This is a genomic window from Nocardioides sp. WG-D5 (assembly GCF_054031175.1).
Genome location: NZ_CM132928.1, coordinates 3,684,737 through 3,699,532 on the forward strand (window position 1 = coordinate 3,684,737; position 14,796 = coordinate 3,699,532).

The following is a 14,796-nucleotide window of genomic DNA, read 5'->3' on the forward strand; positions in this document are numbered from 1 at the left end:
GCCCTGCCCGCCCATCTGAAGGTGCTGGCCCTGGTCGGCTTCATGCTCGTGGTGGTGGCGACCCCGCGGGAGTGGTTCGCTGCGTACGGAATCTTCCTCGCCGTCCTGGTGACGGTCGGGGCGGTGGGCCGGGTGCGTTCGGGATGGGTGCTGAAGCGGATGGTGGTGGAGACGCCGTTCGTGGTCTTCGCGGTGCTGATGCCGTTCATCTCCCACGGGCCGCGGATCGACGTGCTCGGGCTGAGCCTGAGCGAGTCGGGGCTGCTCTCGGCGTGGGGGCTGCTGGCCAAGGGCACGCTCGGCGTGATCGCGGGCCTGCTGCTGGCCGCGACGACGACACCGCAGGAGCTGGTCCACGGCCTAGAGAGGCTGCGGCTACCTCAGCAGCTGGTGCAGATCATGGCGTTCATGGTGCGCTACCTGGAGGTGGTGACCGACGAGATGCGCCGGATGGCGGTGGCGCGCGCCTCCCGAGGCTTCGTGGCCCGAAATCCGCTCCACTGGCCGGTGCTCGCCCGCTCGGTCGGCGCGCTGTTCATCCGTTCCTTCGAGCGCGGTGAGCGGGTGCACCTGGCCATGGTCTCGCGCGGCTACACAGGGAGAATGCCCCGGTGACCACTCCAGTCCTGGACGTACGCGGCCTCGCCTTCGCCTACCCCGACGGCCATCAGGCGCTCTTCGGTGTCGACCTGCACGTCCACCGTGGCGAGCGGGTGGCGCTGCTGGGGCCCAACGGGGCCGGCAAGACGACGCTGGTACTCCACCTCAACGGCATCCACCTCGCCGGCGCGGGATCGGTCGCGGTGAGCGGCCTGCCGGTCACCAAGGCCAACATCAAGGAGATCCGCCGCCGCGTCGGCATCGTCTTCCAGGACCCCGACGACCAGCTCTTCATGGGCACCGTGCGCGAGGACGTCGCCTTCGGCCCCGCCAACCTCGGCCTGCGCGGCGAGGCCCTCGACGCGAAGGTCACCGAGGCGCTCGCGAAGGTCGGCATGGAGGACTTCGCCGACCGGCCGCCCCACCATCTCTCCTTCGGCCAGCGCCGCCGGGTCGCGGTGGCCACCGTGCTCGCGATGGACCCCGAGATCCTGGTCCTCGACGAGCCGTCCTCCAACCTCGACCCGGCCTCCCGCCGCGAGCTCGCCGACATCCTCCGCGACCTCGACGTCACCGTCCTGATGGTCACCCACGACCTGCCGTACGCCCTCGAGCTCTGCGAGCGCTCCGTCATCCTCGACGGCGGCGTCGTGGCCGCCGAGGGCCGTACGGTCGATGTGCTCTCCAACGCCGACCTGATGCGCGCCCACCGCCTGGAGCTCCCCTTCGGCTTCGACCCCGTCGCCGCTGCCGCCACCCTCTAGCCGAGACTGCAGTTCTGGGCGACGAAACCACAGTCTCGTCCGCCACTTCGACGGTCTCGTCCGCCGCAACTACCTATTCGGCGAGGCGCCTCGAGCGGTAGTGGAGCTTGGCGCTGACGTAGCCACGCCAGCCGACCAGGGTGAGGCCGAGGAAGAGGATCGAGACGACGAGGAACGCCGGCGCGAGGCCCTCGCCGGTGAGGCCGCGCAGCACCATCCCGATGGCGTACGTCCCCAGCCAGACGACCACGCCCGCCGGCCAGGCGCGGAGCGCGGGCCAGCGGCGCCAGGCCAGCACGGCCCAGGCGACGACGAGGCCGACCAGGAACGGCCAGGCGATGCGGAGCACGACGAGCGCCGGCCCGGAGTCGTGCGACTGGCGCCCGGCGAAGGCGAAGAGGAGCACGAAGAAGACGTCGACCGCGAAGGCCGCGACCGCCCACTTCGGCACGAGCCCGGCGACGAGTGGGGAGGAGGACTCCGTGGAGGACATGGTGCTCAGGATACGAGCCCGGCCTACGCGGACAGCCAGGCCCCGCCGCGCATCACCCGGGTCGGCTGCAGCGACTCGTCGGTGACCACCAGGTCGGCGCGGGCACCGGGCTCGAGGCGGCCCGCGTCGAGCCCGACCACCGAGGCCGGCCGCAGACCGGCAGCCTTCATGAGCATGGCCAGGTCGATCCCGGCGGCCGCGTGGCGGCGTACCTGGTCGATGAGGCGCGAGGTGCCACCGGCGATCGACCCGTTGCCGGTCCCGTCGGCGACTCGGGCGACCCCGGAGCGTACCTCCACGGACAGCGGGCCGAGCTGGTAGTCGCCGTCGGCCATCCCGGCCGCAGCCATCGCGTCGGTGACGAGCACGACCGAGCCGGGCACCATCGACATCACCGCCCGGACCGTCTCGTCGTCGAGGTGTACGCCGTCCGCGATCAGCTCCACGCAGGCGTCTCCCACACCCGCGGCTCCCAGGGACCCGAGCACAGGTCCAGGAGAGCGATGGTGCGCGGGCGGCATCCCGTTGAACAGATGGGTGACCAGACCGCCCGGTCCGGCGAGGAACGCGCGGGCCTGAGCGGCGGAGGCGGCGGTGTGGCCCAGCGCCACCACGACCCCGGCCTCGGTGAGCACCGCGGCGACCTCGTCGGCGCCGGGGAGCTCCGCCGCCACGGTCATCACCCGCAGCTGCCCGCGCGCGGCATCGACGAGCTCGCGGGCGAGCCCGGCATCCGGTGCCCGCAGCAGCTCGGGATCGTGCGCCCCGCGGCAGGAGTGCTCCAGGAACGGCCCCTCCATGTGGATCCCGGCGATCAGCCCGTCCTCCGCGGCGGTGGCCAAGGCCGAGACCACCGACAGCAACCGCTCAGGCGCGTCGGTCACGGTCGAGGCGAGCAACGTGGTCGTACCGGCGGCATGGTGGACCCCGGCAGCGACGGCGATCTCGTCGGACGAGGTGGAGTGGAAGGACGCGCCACCACCACCGTGGTTGTGGATGTCCACCAGACCGGGCAGCAGGATCCCGGACGATTCCGGATCACCGTCCACGGCGGTCCGCACATCGGTGACGACCCCGGCGGAGACGGTCACGACGAGGTCGTCGAAGCCTCCCGGCCGCGGCACCCGGCCGCGTACCACATGGTCTAGATCCATCGCTTGAACCAGATCCTCGTCAGCCACTCCTGCCGGGTGAGCAGCTCGTCGGTGTAGATGGGCCAGAACCAGGCGAAGTTGAGGACGACCAGCACCACGAAGATGCCTCCGGCGACGGCGCCACCGACCCGACGGCGGTGACCGGAGCTGCCGCCGACCGGAGACGGCGGCCGGTCGAGCAGCTTGCCCAGGCACAGGCACAGGCCGAGCACGAGGAACGGCAGCGCGATGATCATGTAGAAGGAGAAGATCGGCCGCCCGGCGTACTGCAGCCACGGCAGCCACGTCGACAGCACCCCGACGACGGCGACCCCGAACCTCCAGTCGCGCGCGGCGACCCAGAGGAACGCCGAGACGATCAGCGCGACGAACGCGCCCCACCACAGCACCGGGGTGCCGAGCAGCAGCACCTGCCGCAGGCACGTCCCCGCCTCCTCGGGACCGTTGCCGTCGGGATCGGCCGAGGGTGTCGCTTCGCACATCTCGCCACGCGACTTCGAGCCCGACAGGATCCCGGTGTCGGCGGCGACCCCGACCGGCCGGTTCAGGACGAGCCAGCCGATCGGATGCGAGCCGTAGGTGTGCTCGGCGCACTCCAGGAAGTGGGTGTGGAAGGTGTAGACGTCGCGGTGGTAGTACCAGAGCGACCGCAGCGACTGACTGACCTCGCCGAGGCCAGAGGCGTCCGGCTCGGTCGCGGTCGGCCAGCGGTTGTCGTTGAGGTTCTCGGGGACGTACGACTTGTTCTCGCAGTGCCCCTCGCCGGTGTAGCGGGTGTACTGCGTCGCCGAGAGCGCGCCCTCGTAGACGTCGGCGTGGGCCATCCACGGGATCCAGGTCATCACGTAGACCGCGAGCGCGACGCCCACCAGGTGCACGAACGCCGTCGGCCCGTCGGCCACACAGGCGCGCAGCCAGGAGAGACGTACGCCGAAGGAGCGCCGCATCCCGGCGGACCAGGCCACGTAGAGGAGGCCGAAGGCGGCCAGCGGGTAGAGCGCCTCCCACTTACAACCGATGGCCAGGCCCCAGGCGATGCCCGAGCAGAGCAGCCACGGGCGGAACAGCATCCGCCGGACCGGCCCCCAGGCGCCGGGCGCGGAGAGCTGGGTGGGCGCGAGCCCCGAGAACCGGCGCCGGCACCAGTCGCGGTCCATCACCATCAGGTGCACCGCGAGGAGGAGGAAGAAGGCGACGAAGAGGTCGAGCAGGGCCAGCCGGGAGAGCACGAAGGCGAGCCCGTCGAAGGTGACCAGGATGCCGCCGACGAGGCCGAGCAGCATGGACCCGGAGATGCGGCGTACGAACCGGATCGTCAGCAGCACCAGGAGCGAGCCGACCACGACCGAGGCGATCCGCCAGCCGAACGGGTCCATCCCGAAGAGCTTGATGCCGATCGCGATCAGCCACTTGCCCACGTCGGGGTGGACGATCATCGACGGTCCGTCGGCGAACTGCCCGTCGAGCTGGCCGGCCAGGATGTTCTCGTCGGCACCCTCGACGAAGTTGCGTGCGTAGCCGAACTCCAGCAGCGCCCAGGCGTCCTTGGCGTAGTAGGTCTCGTCGAAGGCGAAGACCTTCGGGGTGCCCAGGTGCCACAGCCGCAGCAGGAACGCGAGCGCGGTGATCCCGATGGTCGCCATCCAGCCGGCTCGCGGCGAGCCGCTGATGCGGCGCCGGGCGCGCTCCCAGGCGGTCGGGAGGAGGTGACCCGAGGGGGTGCTGGCCAGGCCCTCCAGGGGCTCCGGCTCCTCGGTCACCGTCGTCGTCACGAGGGAACCTTATAAGCCTGCAACAATATCGGTGTGGTAGTTCCAGAGGACGGCGTGCTCGTACTTGCGGCGACCCCGATCGGACGTGTCGAAGACGCCCCGCCCCGCCTGGCCTCCGAGCTGGCCACCGCGGACGTCGTCGCCGCCGAGGACACCCGTCGCCTGCGTCGGCTGACGACCGATCTGGGGGTCGAGCTCAAGGGCCGCATCGTGTCCTACTTCGAGGGCAACGAGAGCGCACGTACGCCGGCGCTGCTCGCCGATCTCCTCGACGGCAACCGCGTCCTCCTGGTCACCGATGCCGGCATGCCGTCCGTCTCCGACCCCGGCTACCGGCTGGTCGCGGCGGCGGTCGAGAAGGACGTACACGTCACCGCGGTGCCCGGACCCTCGGCCGTCCTGACCGCGCTGGCCGTCAGCGGCCTCCCCGTCGACCGGTTCTGCTTCGAGGGCTTCCTGCCGCGCAAGGCGGGCGAGCGCTCGCGGCGTCTGGCGAGCCTGGCGAAGGAGGAGCGCACCATGGTCTTCTTCGAGGCTCCGCACCGCACCGAGGCGGCCCTGGAGGCCATGCGCGAAGCCTTCGGCGACACCCGCGCTGCCGCCGTCTGCCGTGAGCTCACCAAGACCCACGAGGAAGTACGCCGCGGGGGCCTCGCCGAGCTGGTGGCCTGGGCCGCCGAGGGCGTGAGAGGTGAGGTCACCATCGTCGTCACCGGCGCCGACCCGTCCGCAGAGATCGGCAGCGACCCGGACAGCCTGCGCGAGGCCGTGGCCGACCTGGAGGGCGAGGGCCGCACCCGGAAAGAGGCCATCGCCGAGGTCGCCAAGCTCGCCGGCGTACCGAAACGTGAGGTCTACGACCTCGTCCACAAGAGCGTGTAGAAGACTGGTGAGCATGAGCTTCGCCCCGGCACCCGAGCCACTTCCCGCACCGGTCGTCGACAACCACACCCACCTCGACATCGTCCGCGGCGACGAGAGCCTCCCGGTCGAGGAGGCGCTCGCCCAGGCGGCGGCGGTCGGCGTGACCAGGGTGGTCCAGATCGGCTGCGACCTGCCCGGCGCGCGCTGGGCGGTCGAGGCGGCCGAGACGTACGACAACATGGTCGCCGGCGTCGCGCTCCACCCCAACGACGCTCCGCGCCAGCCCGACCTCGAGGCGGCGCTCGACGAGATCGAGAAGCTCGCCGGGGCGCACGACAAGGTGCGCGTGGTGGGGGAGACCGGGATGGACTTCTTCCGCACCGACGAGGAGGGCCGCGAGACCCAGGCCTACTCGTTCCGGCGCCACATCGACATCGCCAAGCGCCTCGACAAGACCCTGATGATCCACGACCGCGACGCCCACGAGGCGGTGCTCGAGGTGATCGACAGCGTCGGTCCCCCGGAGCGCTGGGTGATGCACTGCTTCTCCGGCGACGCCGAGTTCGCCCGGCAGTGCCTGGACCGCGGCGCCTATCTCTCCTTCGCCGGCACGGTGACGTTCAAGAACGCCCAGTACCTCCGCGACGCCCTGGCGATCGTGCCCCAGGACCGCATCCTGGTCGAGACCGACGCCCCGTTCCTGACGCCCCATCCCCACCGTGGCGCGATCAACTCCAGCTACATGATCCCGGCGACGATGCGGGTGATGGCCGACGTACGCGGCGACGACCTCGAGGCGCTCTGCAACGCCGTCAACACCAACACCGAGACCGCCTTCGGCGGCACCTGGTGATCTCCGGACGCTGACCGGCAGACGGAAGAAGGGCCCGAGGCGATCGCCTCGGGCCCTTCTGTCACGGCTGAGTCAGGTCAGGAGACGCTGATCTTCATGATGCCGGCCCTCTCGTCGGAGGAGAGCACCTGGATCTTCACGCCGCTACCGGCCGTCTTGGTCGAGTGGCGGGGGTTGTCGGCGTTCCAGTAGGCCGTCTCCGAGCTGTCGAAGAAGGTGGAGACACCCTTCCGCGACGGAATGTCGAGGACGTTGTTCGGAGCGCCGGCGATCTCGCTCTCCAGGTGGAGCGCGTTGGTGCGGTCCACGTCGAAGGTCGAGTCGTAGCCCTGGATCCGGTTACGGGACAGGGCGCCGTTCGACCACTTCTGGACGCCGGCCGTGGCGTCGACGATCAGTGCCTGGCCACCACCGGGGTGGGCGGAGGTGTTGTTGTCGGTGTAGAGACCGTTCTGGTACCAGACCAGCAGGCCGTCCTGGTAGCGGTAGTGGTCGACCTTGTCCGGCGCGGTGACGGCGTAGCCGAAGTTGTACGGACCCTCGGCCAGCGTCTTGTCGTAGCCCTTGTACTGCCGGTTCTCGGCGATGTAGAAGTGCTTGTACGGCAGGGTGTAGGTGCCGTCGGTGAGCTCGAAGTACTTGTTCACCGTCCAGCCGTCGAAGGACGAGAAGTCCGTCGTGTAGGCCGAGCCGACGGCCAGGTCGTCGATCGCGAAGCCGTAGTAGTGCAGGCCACCGTCGTTGGCGGTGCGGAAGCGGAGCTTCACGTTCTGACCGGCGTACGCGGACAGGTCAGCGGTCAGGTTGGTCCACTCGACCGGGTCCTTGGTCGCGCAGTTGCCGGTGCAGGAGCTGTCCGAGGTGCCGTGGATGCCGTTGTTGTACTCGGCCGAGGACAGGTTCGTCGCCAGCGGGGTCGACCAGGTGGTGCCGCCGTCGGTGGAGGCCTCCAGGAAGGTGAAGTCGTACTCCGCCTCGAGGTCGTACTTCACCTTCGCCGACAGCGTGCCGCCCGCGGGGACGGTGATCGACGGGCTGACAGCGGTGGCCGTACGGTCGTCGCCCTTGCCCGAGTAGAGGAACGAGCGCCCGGAGGAACCGTCGCCGGCGTCGTACGTCTTCTCGCCGTCGGGCAGGTTGACGATCAGCGCCTGCGGCGTCTTGGCACCGGTGTCGTGGTACGACGGGCCGAGCGCGAGCTTCTTGGCGGTGCCGGCCTCGACGGTGTCGTAGTTGAGCCAGCCGAGGAAGAGCTTCTCCGGGGCACCCATGTGGTTCGGGGTGGTGCCGATCGCGCCGTCACCGTGACCCAGCCACGAGCCGGAGCTCATCAGGGTCCAGAAGCCGGTGCCGTTCTCGCCGCCGGCGGTGTCGTAGAAGTCCGGCAGACCGAGGTCGTGGCCGAACTCGTGCGCGAAGACGCCCAGACCGCCGTTCTCCGGCTCCGTGGTGTAGTCACGGATCCAGATGTCGGTGTTGCCGATCTGTACGCCGCCGACCTTCGGGAAGTTCGACGGACCGTCGGAGCCGGAGGCGTTCGCGGCCCAGCGGTGCGACCAGATGGCCCACGGGTCGGCGCCGGCCTCCTCGCCCTCGCCGGAGTGGATCGCCTGGAAGTGGTCGATGTAGCCGTCGGCCTCGTTGAAGTTGCCGTCACCGTCGATGTCGTAGCGGTCCCAGATGTCGTAGTCCTTCAGGTAGGACACGATCTCGGCGTCGGTCTTGCCGGCGGCCTTCTGGGCGTCGTACCAGGCGTTGGCGCTGTCCTGGATGAAGTTCTTCATCGAGCTGGCGGTCTCGTCGCCGGTCTCGCTCTGGTAGTAGGACGCGGCGTGCGGGAGCTTCACCCAGTCGCTGGTGTCACCCTGGAGGTCGAAGCGGCCGCTCGACATCTCCTTGTAGACGTTGTGGAAGGACTCAGCGCGCGCGTCCTCGTTGAAGAACATGTCCTGGTAGTGGGCCCGCGAGAAGTCGGACTCCCAGTAGGTGGAGTTGTCGCCCTCCTCCGGAGCCTCGATCTCGTTGTGGAGCGGGCCCGAGGTGTTGTCGGGGAACGCCGGGTTGCCGCCCTCGCCGAACTCCACCAGGAAGCTGAGCAGCTGGGACTTCTCGGTCGGCTGGTGCTCGACCCAGCGGGTGTTGTCGCCCTTGCCCATCTTGACGACTTCACTGCCGTTCTTGGTGACGGTCTTCTTCTCACCCGTGGCGAGGGCCTCGGCAGCGGCCTGCTTCAGCTCGGTGCGCTTGGTGTGGAGTGCATCTGGCTTGTTGTCGATCTTCTGCTTCACGCTGGCGGAAGCCGGGGTCCTGGTCTCCTCGGCGGCGGTGGCCGTCGAGGGGGAGAGGACAACCGGCGTCACTCCCACGACCGCAACTGCGGCGAGGGCGCTGAAAACGCGCTTGTTCATCGTTCCTCCGGAGTCTGGTGACATCGCGCACATCTGCCTTCCCCGAGAACTGACCGGCACGACGGGCCATCACGACAGAGATGGCTTCGGAGTACAACACCAAGCAACGGAGTTACCTGTAAAGGATTTGTCGCCTATTGGCCAGTGGGCCCGATATTTCGTGGCGGGATTACGACAGCGACCGTGATCAGCCCGCTTGACCTGCGATTTCGACGTGATGAATCGCACGGCTGTCATTCGCTACGACAGGTATTGACAGGGCGCTCTGGCACTCATTTGATGCCAAGATTGCATGCTTGATATTGCCTGCGGAGTGGGCACAGGACTTGCATTTGACCGCCCGCATTTGTTCCGCTGTCCGGCGAGAAAGCCGGGGTCGGGATAGATCCGGACGGTGTTGGGGGTGGGCCTCAGCGCGTAGATCACCAGATCTCGCAACACCGTGCGCCCGTGCCCGGGGAGCACGAACATCGGAGCATTGTGCCCGTCAGCAGCACCACCTCATGGGTTCGTAACATCGCATCCACCCGTCGCCGTAAGGCCCTGTTGGTCGGCGGACTCGCCGCCGCAGTCGTCGCGGCAGGCGGCACCGCATACGGGGTCAAGTCCTCCCAGACCGACGTCATCCTCTCGGTCGACGGCAAGGCCAAGGACGTCAGCGTCCACGCCGACACCGTCGGAGAGGTCCTCGAGGCGCAAGGCATCGAGATCGGCGACCGTGACGCCGTCGCCCCGTCGGTCGACACCGAGGTCGAGGACGGCAGCGCCATCAGCGTCCGCTACGCCCGGCAGCTGAGCCTCGAGGTCGACGGCAAGTCCCAGGACCACTGGGTGACCGCCACGACCGTAGGCGGGGCTCTCGCCGAGCTCGGCCGTGACTACGACCGGGCCGAGCTCTCGACCAGCCGCGGCGCCTACATCGGCCGCGACGGGATGTCGCTCGACGTCATCACGCCGAAGACCGTCACGGTCGCGCTGGCCGGGAGGAAGACCACGAAGGTCAGCGTGACCGCGCTGACCGTCGGCGACGCGCTCGAGGACCTCGGTGTCGAGCTCGAGCGCCGGGACAAGGTCTCCCCGGCCTCCGACAAGGCCCTGAAGACCGGTCAGAAGATCGTCTTCACCGACTTCTCCGCCAAGATCCAGAAGGTCGCCCGCGAGAAGGTCGAGGCGCCGGTCGAGGAGCGCGAGGACTCGTCGATGTACGAGGGGGAGACCGAGGTCGTCGAGGAAGGCTCCGACGGTCTCCGTTCGGTGACCTACCGCGTCTTCTACAAGAACGGCCGGGCCGTCTCCAAGAAGGTCCTCGAGCAGAACGTGATCGAGGAGGCCGAGCCGCGCATCGTCAAGGTCGGCACCAAGGAGAAGGAGGCCCCCGCGGCCAACTTCGCCGGTGGCAGCACCGTCTGGGACCAGCTCGCGCAGTGTGAGTCCGGTGGCAACTGGGCGATCAACACCGGCAACGGCTACTACGGCGGTCTGCAGTTCAACCTGCAGACCTGGCAGGCCTACGGCGGCTCCGGCTACCCGCACGAGAACAGCCGTGAGGCCCAGATCGCGATCGCGACGAAGGTCCGCGACGCCAACGGTGGCTACGGCTCCTGGCCGCACTGCTCGCAGCAGCTCGGTCTGCCGCAGTAAGGCTGTTTCGGCCTTCGGGCCATAGTCTGTACCCATGACCGACCGCACCCCGCCGCGCCTGTTGGGCCCGGCGGAGGTGCGGTCGCTCGCATCCGAGCTCGATCTGCGCCCGACCAAGCAGCGCGGTCAGAACTTCGTCATCGACGCCAACACCGTGCGCCGGATCGTGCGCGAGTCCGGCGTCGACTCCTCCGATGTCGTCGTGGAGGTCGGCCCCGGCCTGGGGTCGCTCACCCTCGCCATCCTCGAGACGGGCGCCAGGGTCACTGCGATCGAGATCGACGAGGTCCTGGCCGAGCGGCTGCCGCGGACCATCGAGGAGTACGCCCCTGACCAGGCCGACGCCTTCAGCCTGATCCGCGCCGACGCCCTCCGTGTCGACTCCGTCCCCGGCCCGCCGCCCACGGCGCTGGTCGCCAACCTGCCCTACAACGTCTCGGTCCCGGTCCTGCTGCACCTGATGTCCCTGCTGCCCTCGCTGCGCCACGGGCTGGTCATGGTGCAGGCCGAGGTCGCCGACCGGCTGGCCGCCAAGCCCGGCTCCAAGGTCTACGGCGTCCCGTCCGTCAAGGCTGCCTGGTACGCCGACGTACGCCGCGCCGGAGCGATCGGCCGCAACGTCTTCTGGCCGGCCCCCAACGTCGACTCCGGTCTCGTCTACTGGAGCCACCGCGAGCCGCCGTCGACAGAGGTCTCCCGCGAAGAGGTCTTCGCGGTCATCGACGCCGCGTTCGCGCAGCGTCGCAAGGCGCTGCGCGGCGTACTCAAGCCGCTGGCCGGCTCCGCCGACGCGGCCGAGAAGGCGCTCGTCGCGGCCGGCATCGACCCGCTGGCGCGTGGGGAGTCGCTGACCATCGCGGACTTCGTACGCATCACCGAATCGCTCCAGAAGGTTCCCTCATGACGATCACCGTCCGTGCGGCCGCGAAGTTCAACCTGCACCTCGGCGTGGGTCCTGTTCGTGAGGACGGGTACCACCCGCTGGCGACCGTCTACCACGCGATCGGGCTCTACGACGACGTCACCGTGAGCGAGGCCGGCGAGTGGCAGGTCGCGGTCACCGCTGAGGACCACATCGCGCTCGGGGAGGTCCCGACCGGCGACGACAACATCGTCGTGCGGGCCGGCAAGGCTCTCACCGCCCACCACGGCGTCGACAAGGCGGCGAGGATCGAGATCCACAAGGGCATCCCGGTCGCCGGCGGCCTCGCCGGCGGTTCGGCCGACGCCGCCGCGACGCTCGTCGCCCTCGACCGTCTGTGGTCGCTGGAGACCTCCGACGAGGATCTGCTGGCGCTGGCGGGGCAGCTGGGCTCCGACGTACCCTTCGCGCTCATCGGCGCCACCGCCGTCGGCGGTGGCCGCGGCGAGATCGTCGAGCCGGTCACCGACAACGGCGCCTGGTGGTGGGTCGCCGTCGGCAACGAGCAGGGGCTCTCGACGCCGTCGGTCTACCGCGCGTTCGACGAGCACACCGGTACCGAGATCGGCGACCCGCAGGTGCCCGAGCGTCTGCTCATGGCGCTGGAGAAGGGCGACCCCGACCTCCTCGCCGAGGCGCTCACCAACGACCTGCGGGCCCCGGCGCTCGCGCTGCGTCCCGACCTCGCCCAGACCTTCGCCGACGGCGAGGAGGCCGGTGCACTGGCCGTCCAGCTCTCCGGCTCCGGCCCGACGATCCTGTTGCTCTGCCGCGACGCCGCCCACGCCCGCGAGGTCGCTGGAGCGATGCAGGCCAAGGACTACGACCGCGTCTGGACCGCCCCGGGCCCGGTCGCCGGCGCCCACGTGGTCACCTACTGACCCGACCCTGCCGAGACGTCAGCCGCGTCGGCCGAGACGTCAGGTAGGCAGGTCGAGACGTCAGCGCATGACGCCTCGACCGACCTAGTCGACGCCTCGGCCGGCGTACGTGACGCCTCGGCCGAGGTCAGGCGGCGCTGGAGACGACCTCGTCGGAGATCGCGGCGGCGGCGCGGCGCAGGTGTCGGGTGATGCTGGCGGCGTTGAACCCGGCGGCGCTGCCGGAGACGGAGACGGCAGCGATCGCACGGCCCTCGATCATGATCGGGACCGCGGCGCAGACGATGCCGAGCTGGGCCTCCTCGCGGTCGAAGGCGATGCGCTCGCTGTTGGCGCGGCGGAGCTCGGCGAGGAACTTCGCCGGGTCGCCGTGCGAGTGGCGGGTGCGCCTCACCAGGCCCGACTCCAGCACGGCCGCGATGTGGTTGCGGTCGCTGAAGGAGAGGATCGCCTTGCCGAGGGCGGAGCAGGCTGCGGGCGCTCGCCCGCCGACGTACGTATCGGGCTGGATGCCACCGCGTCCGGTGATCTTCTCCAGGATGACGATGTCGGTGCCCTCGAGGATGGCGAGGTGGACGGTCTTGCCGGTGGCCACGTAGAGCTCGGCCAGATGCGGCATCGCGGTCTCGCGGATGCCCTGCGGGCGGCAGATCTGCACCGCGTTGCCGAGCTCGAAGAGGCGACGCCCGAGCACGTAGTGCCGGCCGGTGCGCTCCACGTATCCGCTCTGCTCGAGGTGACGCAGGAGGCGGAAGGCGGTCGACTTGGGTAGGCCCGCGGTGCGTGCGATCTCGCTGACACCGAGCTTCGGGCCGGCTCCGAGAAATGCCTCCAGGATCTGGAGGGCCTTCGTCGCAGACGGGGTCGCCGAGGAGGTCGTCCTCGGGGCGCCTTCATGGTCGTGCTGACTAGCCAGGGTGGGGATAGCAGAGACGCTCATGGGGGGATCTCCTTTACTGAGTCGAAGACACACCGCGATGGGGGGATCTGGTGGCCCCGACTCTCTGTGACAGCAGTCACTGTAACGATCGTTCCGGAGGTTGTGGCGGAAATGTTGGATAAATCTCATTCCTGACCTGCGGAAATAGATGACACAGCACCCATTTCGATGCGTTTTCGACCGTTAGCCTCGTAAACCCTCTGTGGGTCTACGGTAGTAGCTCAGTGGCTCATCTGTGCATGAATCGGCGTTGCCGTGACCAGTCGCGCCAGCAGATCCGAGGTCGTGGCCGGTGGCATGTCGGCGCTGTCGAGCGCCTCGGCGAAGAGGAGTCCGTCTGCGATCACGAGCACTAGCGCGGCCATCTCCTCGGCATGCTCCGCCGCGTCGTCGCCGAGGGCTCCGCGGAACCAGCCGGCGAAGTCGGCGCGCGACTGGAGGCGTACGGCGAGGAAACGGTCGCGGCCGGGCAGCGGCTCGGGGCGCTTGGGAAGCACCAGCATCAGGCCGATCCGCAGGAACGGCGGCAGCCGGCGGAGGCTGGCCACCAGCGGCTTCAGCATCCGGGGGAGCTCGGTCGACCAGTCGCAGTCGGCGCTCGGCGGCAGCCACGAGGACTGCGCGCTGCTCCAGGCGCGGTAGGAGTCGTCCACCGCAGCCGAGAACAGGTCGTCCTTGTTCGCGAAGTGCCAGTAGACCGAGGAGGCCGGCAGCTTCGCCGCGGCGCAGATCCGGCTGATCGAGGCGCCCTCGTAGCCGCTCTCCGCAGCGACCTCCAGCGCGGCCGCGACGAGCTTCTCGCGGCTGCTGCTCCTGCCCTCGAAGGTCGCCGGCGGCAGGTCCACGTCCTCCGGGACGGCCGCCGGGTCCTGCTTCCGGAGGTGGTCGGCGACCTCGGCCAGCCCGTCGGCGAGCCGCTGCCGGAGCGGGTCGAGCGCGGCGTACGCATCGGTCTGGACGTGGATGAAGAGGCCGTCGTGGGCGGCGAGGGTCAGCCGCGCGAGGGTCTCGATGTGGGCGGGCGGAAGGTCGACCGCCCCGGACCACCACAGCTCGAAGCCGGCCAGCGTCTGCGTGCGGATCTGGAGGAAGCGCTGCCGGGGGCCGTCGCCGACCGTCGGTCCGGACTCGAGGGCGAGCATCAGGCCCATCCGCCACCAGTCGGCGTTGGCGTCGCGGGTGTCCGAGGTCGTACGCCGCAGATTGGCCAGCAGCCCTTCGCGCAGGTCGCCCTTGCTGGGCGTCTCCTCCCATCGGGGCACGGCCCGGTGCCAGCGGGTGTAGCCGTGCTCGAGCGCGTCGGCGAGAAGCTGATCCTTGTTGGGGAAGTGCCAGTAGAGGGAGGACGGCGGGAGACCGGTCGCGCGCCGGACCAGCGCCATCGTCGTGCCGACATAGCCACGCTCGGCCGCCAGGCGGAGCGCTGCTTCGAGGATCATCTGACGCGAGCCGTGGGTGTGCTCGCGGAGCGTCTTCTCGACCATTGCACGCAGTCTAGGCAGGT

At 69.5% G+C, this 14,796-nt stretch carries 13 protein-coding genes; 7 read left to right on the top strand and 6 right to left on the bottom strand.

From position 1 onward, the window contains the following. Positions 1-3 precede the first annotated feature (3 nt). On the top strand, positions 4-615 hold the full coding sequence (gene cbiQ / locus ACWZJV_RS17940) for a cobalt ECF transporter T component CbiQ (RefSeq protein ID WP_457181964.1): 612 nt from the start codon (positions 4-6) through the stop codon (positions 613-615). Continuing rightward, positions 612-1,364 carry an energy-coupling factor ABC transporter ATP-binding protein gene (locus tag ACWZJV_RS17945; RefSeq protein ID WP_457177580.1) on the top strand — a complete coding sequence of 251 codons (753 nt, stop codon included), beginning with the start codon at positions 612-614 and terminating at the stop codon, positions 1,362-1,364. Before cbiQ ends, ACWZJV_RS17945 begins: the two co-directional genes overlap by 4 nt. Before the next feature lie 73 nt (positions 1,365-1,437). Here the strand turns inward: ACWZJV_RS17945 and ACWZJV_RS17950 are convergent, their stop codons facing one another. The 3 genes from ACWZJV_RS17950 to ACWZJV_RS17960 are packed head-to-tail and all read right to left on the bottom strand — an operon-like array spanning position 1,438 to position 4,783. Continuing rightward, positions 1,438-1,857 carry a DUF3054 domain-containing protein gene (locus tag ACWZJV_RS17950; RefSeq protein WP_457177582.1) on the bottom strand — a complete coding sequence of 140 codons (420 nt, stop codon included), beginning with the start codon at positions 1,855-1,857 and terminating at the stop codon, positions 1,438-1,440. A gap of 23 nt (positions 1,858-1,880) precedes the next feature. Continuing rightward, the gene (locus ACWZJV_RS17955) at positions 1,881-3,011 is read right to left on the bottom strand and encodes an N-acetylglucosamine-6-phosphate deacetylase (protein WP_457177584.1); all 1,131 of its coding nucleotides are present in this window, start codon (positions 3,009-3,011) and stop codon (positions 1,881-1,883) included. Then, entirely contained in the window at positions 3,002-4,783 is a 1,782-nt protein-coding gene (locus tag ACWZJV_RS17960; protein ID WP_457177586.1) for a dolichyl-phosphate-mannose--protein mannosyltransferase, read from the bottom strand. Before ACWZJV_RS17960 ends, ACWZJV_RS17955 begins: the two co-directional genes overlap by 10 nt. 33 nt (positions 4,784-4,816) lie before the next feature. On the opposite strand from ACWZJV_RS17960, the gene rsmI reads away from it, so the two are divergent. Both rsmI and ACWZJV_RS17970 read left to right on the top strand, forming a co-directional pair. Continuing rightward, positions 4,817-5,665, top strand: coding sequence for a 16S rRNA (cytidine(1402)-2'-O)-methyltransferase (rsmI, locus tag ACWZJV_RS17965; RefSeq protein ID WP_457177588.1), 849 nt, complete (start codon positions 4,817-4,819; stop codon positions 5,663-5,665). Between the two features lie 13 nt (positions 5,666-5,678). After that, on the top strand, positions 5,679-6,500 hold the full coding sequence (locus ACWZJV_RS17970; protein WP_040756893.1) for a TatD family hydrolase: 822 nt from the start codon (positions 5,679-5,681) through the stop codon (positions 6,498-6,500). A 77-nt stretch (positions 6,501-6,577) separates the two neighbouring features. On the opposite strand, the gene ACWZJV_RS17975 is transcribed toward ACWZJV_RS17970, so the two are convergent. Beyond that, positions 6,578-8,908, bottom strand: coding sequence for an immune inhibitor A domain-containing protein (locus ACWZJV_RS17975; RefSeq protein WP_457177590.1), 2,331 nt, complete (start codon positions 8,906-8,908; stop codon positions 6,578-6,580). A gap of 546 nt (positions 8,909-9,454) precedes the next feature. Here ACWZJV_RS17975 and ACWZJV_RS17980 point away from each other — a divergent pair. Genes ACWZJV_RS17980 through ACWZJV_RS17990 form a run of 3 tightly spaced genes read left to right on the top strand, consistent with a single transcriptional unit; the run spans position 9,455 to position 12,352 of the window. Then, the gene (locus ACWZJV_RS17980; protein ID WP_457177592.1) at positions 9,455-10,549 is read left to right on the top strand and encodes a ubiquitin-like domain-containing protein; all 1,095 of its coding nucleotides are present in this window, start codon (positions 9,455-9,457) and stop codon (positions 10,547-10,549) included. A 34-nt stretch (positions 10,550-10,583) separates the two neighbouring features. Further along, positions 10,584-11,453: a 16S rRNA (adenine(1518)-N(6)/adenine(1519)-N(6))-dimethyltransferase RsmA gene (gene rsmA / locus ACWZJV_RS17985; protein WP_457177594.1), complete on the top strand. Its 870-nt coding sequence runs from the start codon at positions 10,584-10,586 to the stop codon at positions 11,451-11,453. After that, positions 11,450-12,352, top strand: coding sequence for a 4-(cytidine 5'-diphospho)-2-C-methyl-D-erythritol kinase (locus ACWZJV_RS17990; protein ID WP_457177596.1), 903 nt, complete (start codon positions 11,450-11,452; stop codon positions 12,350-12,352). Before rsmA ends, ACWZJV_RS17990 begins: the two co-directional genes overlap by 4 nt. Positions 12,353-12,479: 127 nt before the next feature. Here the strand turns inward: ACWZJV_RS17990 and ACWZJV_RS17995 are convergent, their stop codons facing one another. Both ACWZJV_RS17995 and ACWZJV_RS18000 read right to left on the bottom strand, forming a co-directional pair. Next, on the bottom strand, positions 12,480-13,292 hold the full coding sequence (locus tag ACWZJV_RS17995) for an IclR family transcriptional regulator (RefSeq protein WP_008362600.1): 813 nt from the start codon (positions 13,290-13,292) through the stop codon (positions 12,480-12,482). Positions 13,293-13,513: 221 nt separating this feature from the next. Beyond that, positions 13,514-14,776, bottom strand: coding sequence for a TetR/AcrR family transcriptional regulator (locus ACWZJV_RS18000; protein WP_457177598.1), 1,263 nt, complete (start codon positions 14,774-14,776; stop codon positions 13,514-13,516). Between the last annotated feature and the right edge of the window lie 20 nt (positions 14,777-14,796).

Bases quoted from the DNA above. Each gene is read 5' to 3' on its own strand.
- ACWZJV_RS17970 (WP_040756893.1), top strand. From the start codon at position 5,679: ATGAGCTTCGCCCCGGCACCCGAGCCACTTCCCGCACCGGTCGTCGAC.
- ACWZJV_RS17955 (WP_457177584.1), bottom strand. From the start codon at position 3,011: ATGGATCTAGACCATGTGGTACGCGGCCGGGTGCCGCGGCCGGGAGGC.
- rsmA (WP_457177594.1), top strand. From the start codon at position 10,584: ATGACCGACCGCACCCCGCCGCGCCTGTTGGGCCCGGCGGAGGTGCGG.
- ACWZJV_RS17995 (WP_008362600.1), bottom strand. From the start codon at position 13,292: ATGAGCGTCTCTGCTATCCCCACCCTGGCTAGTCAGCACGACCATGAA.
- ACWZJV_RS17950 (WP_457177582.1), bottom strand. From the start codon at position 1,857: ATGTCCTCCACGGAGTCCTCCTCCCCACTCGTCGCCGGGCTCGTGCCG.
- ACWZJV_RS17990 (WP_457177596.1), top strand. From the start codon at position 11,450: ATGACGATCACCGTCCGTGCGGCCGCGAAGTTCAACCTGCACCTCGGC.
- ACWZJV_RS18000 (WP_457177598.1), bottom strand. From the start codon at position 14,776: ATGGTCGAGAAGACGCTCCGCGAGCACACCCACGGCTCGCGTCAGATG.
- ACWZJV_RS17975 (WP_457177590.1), bottom strand. From the start codon at position 8,908: ATGAACAAGCGCGTTTTCAGCGCCCTCGCCGCAGTTGCGGTCGTGGGA.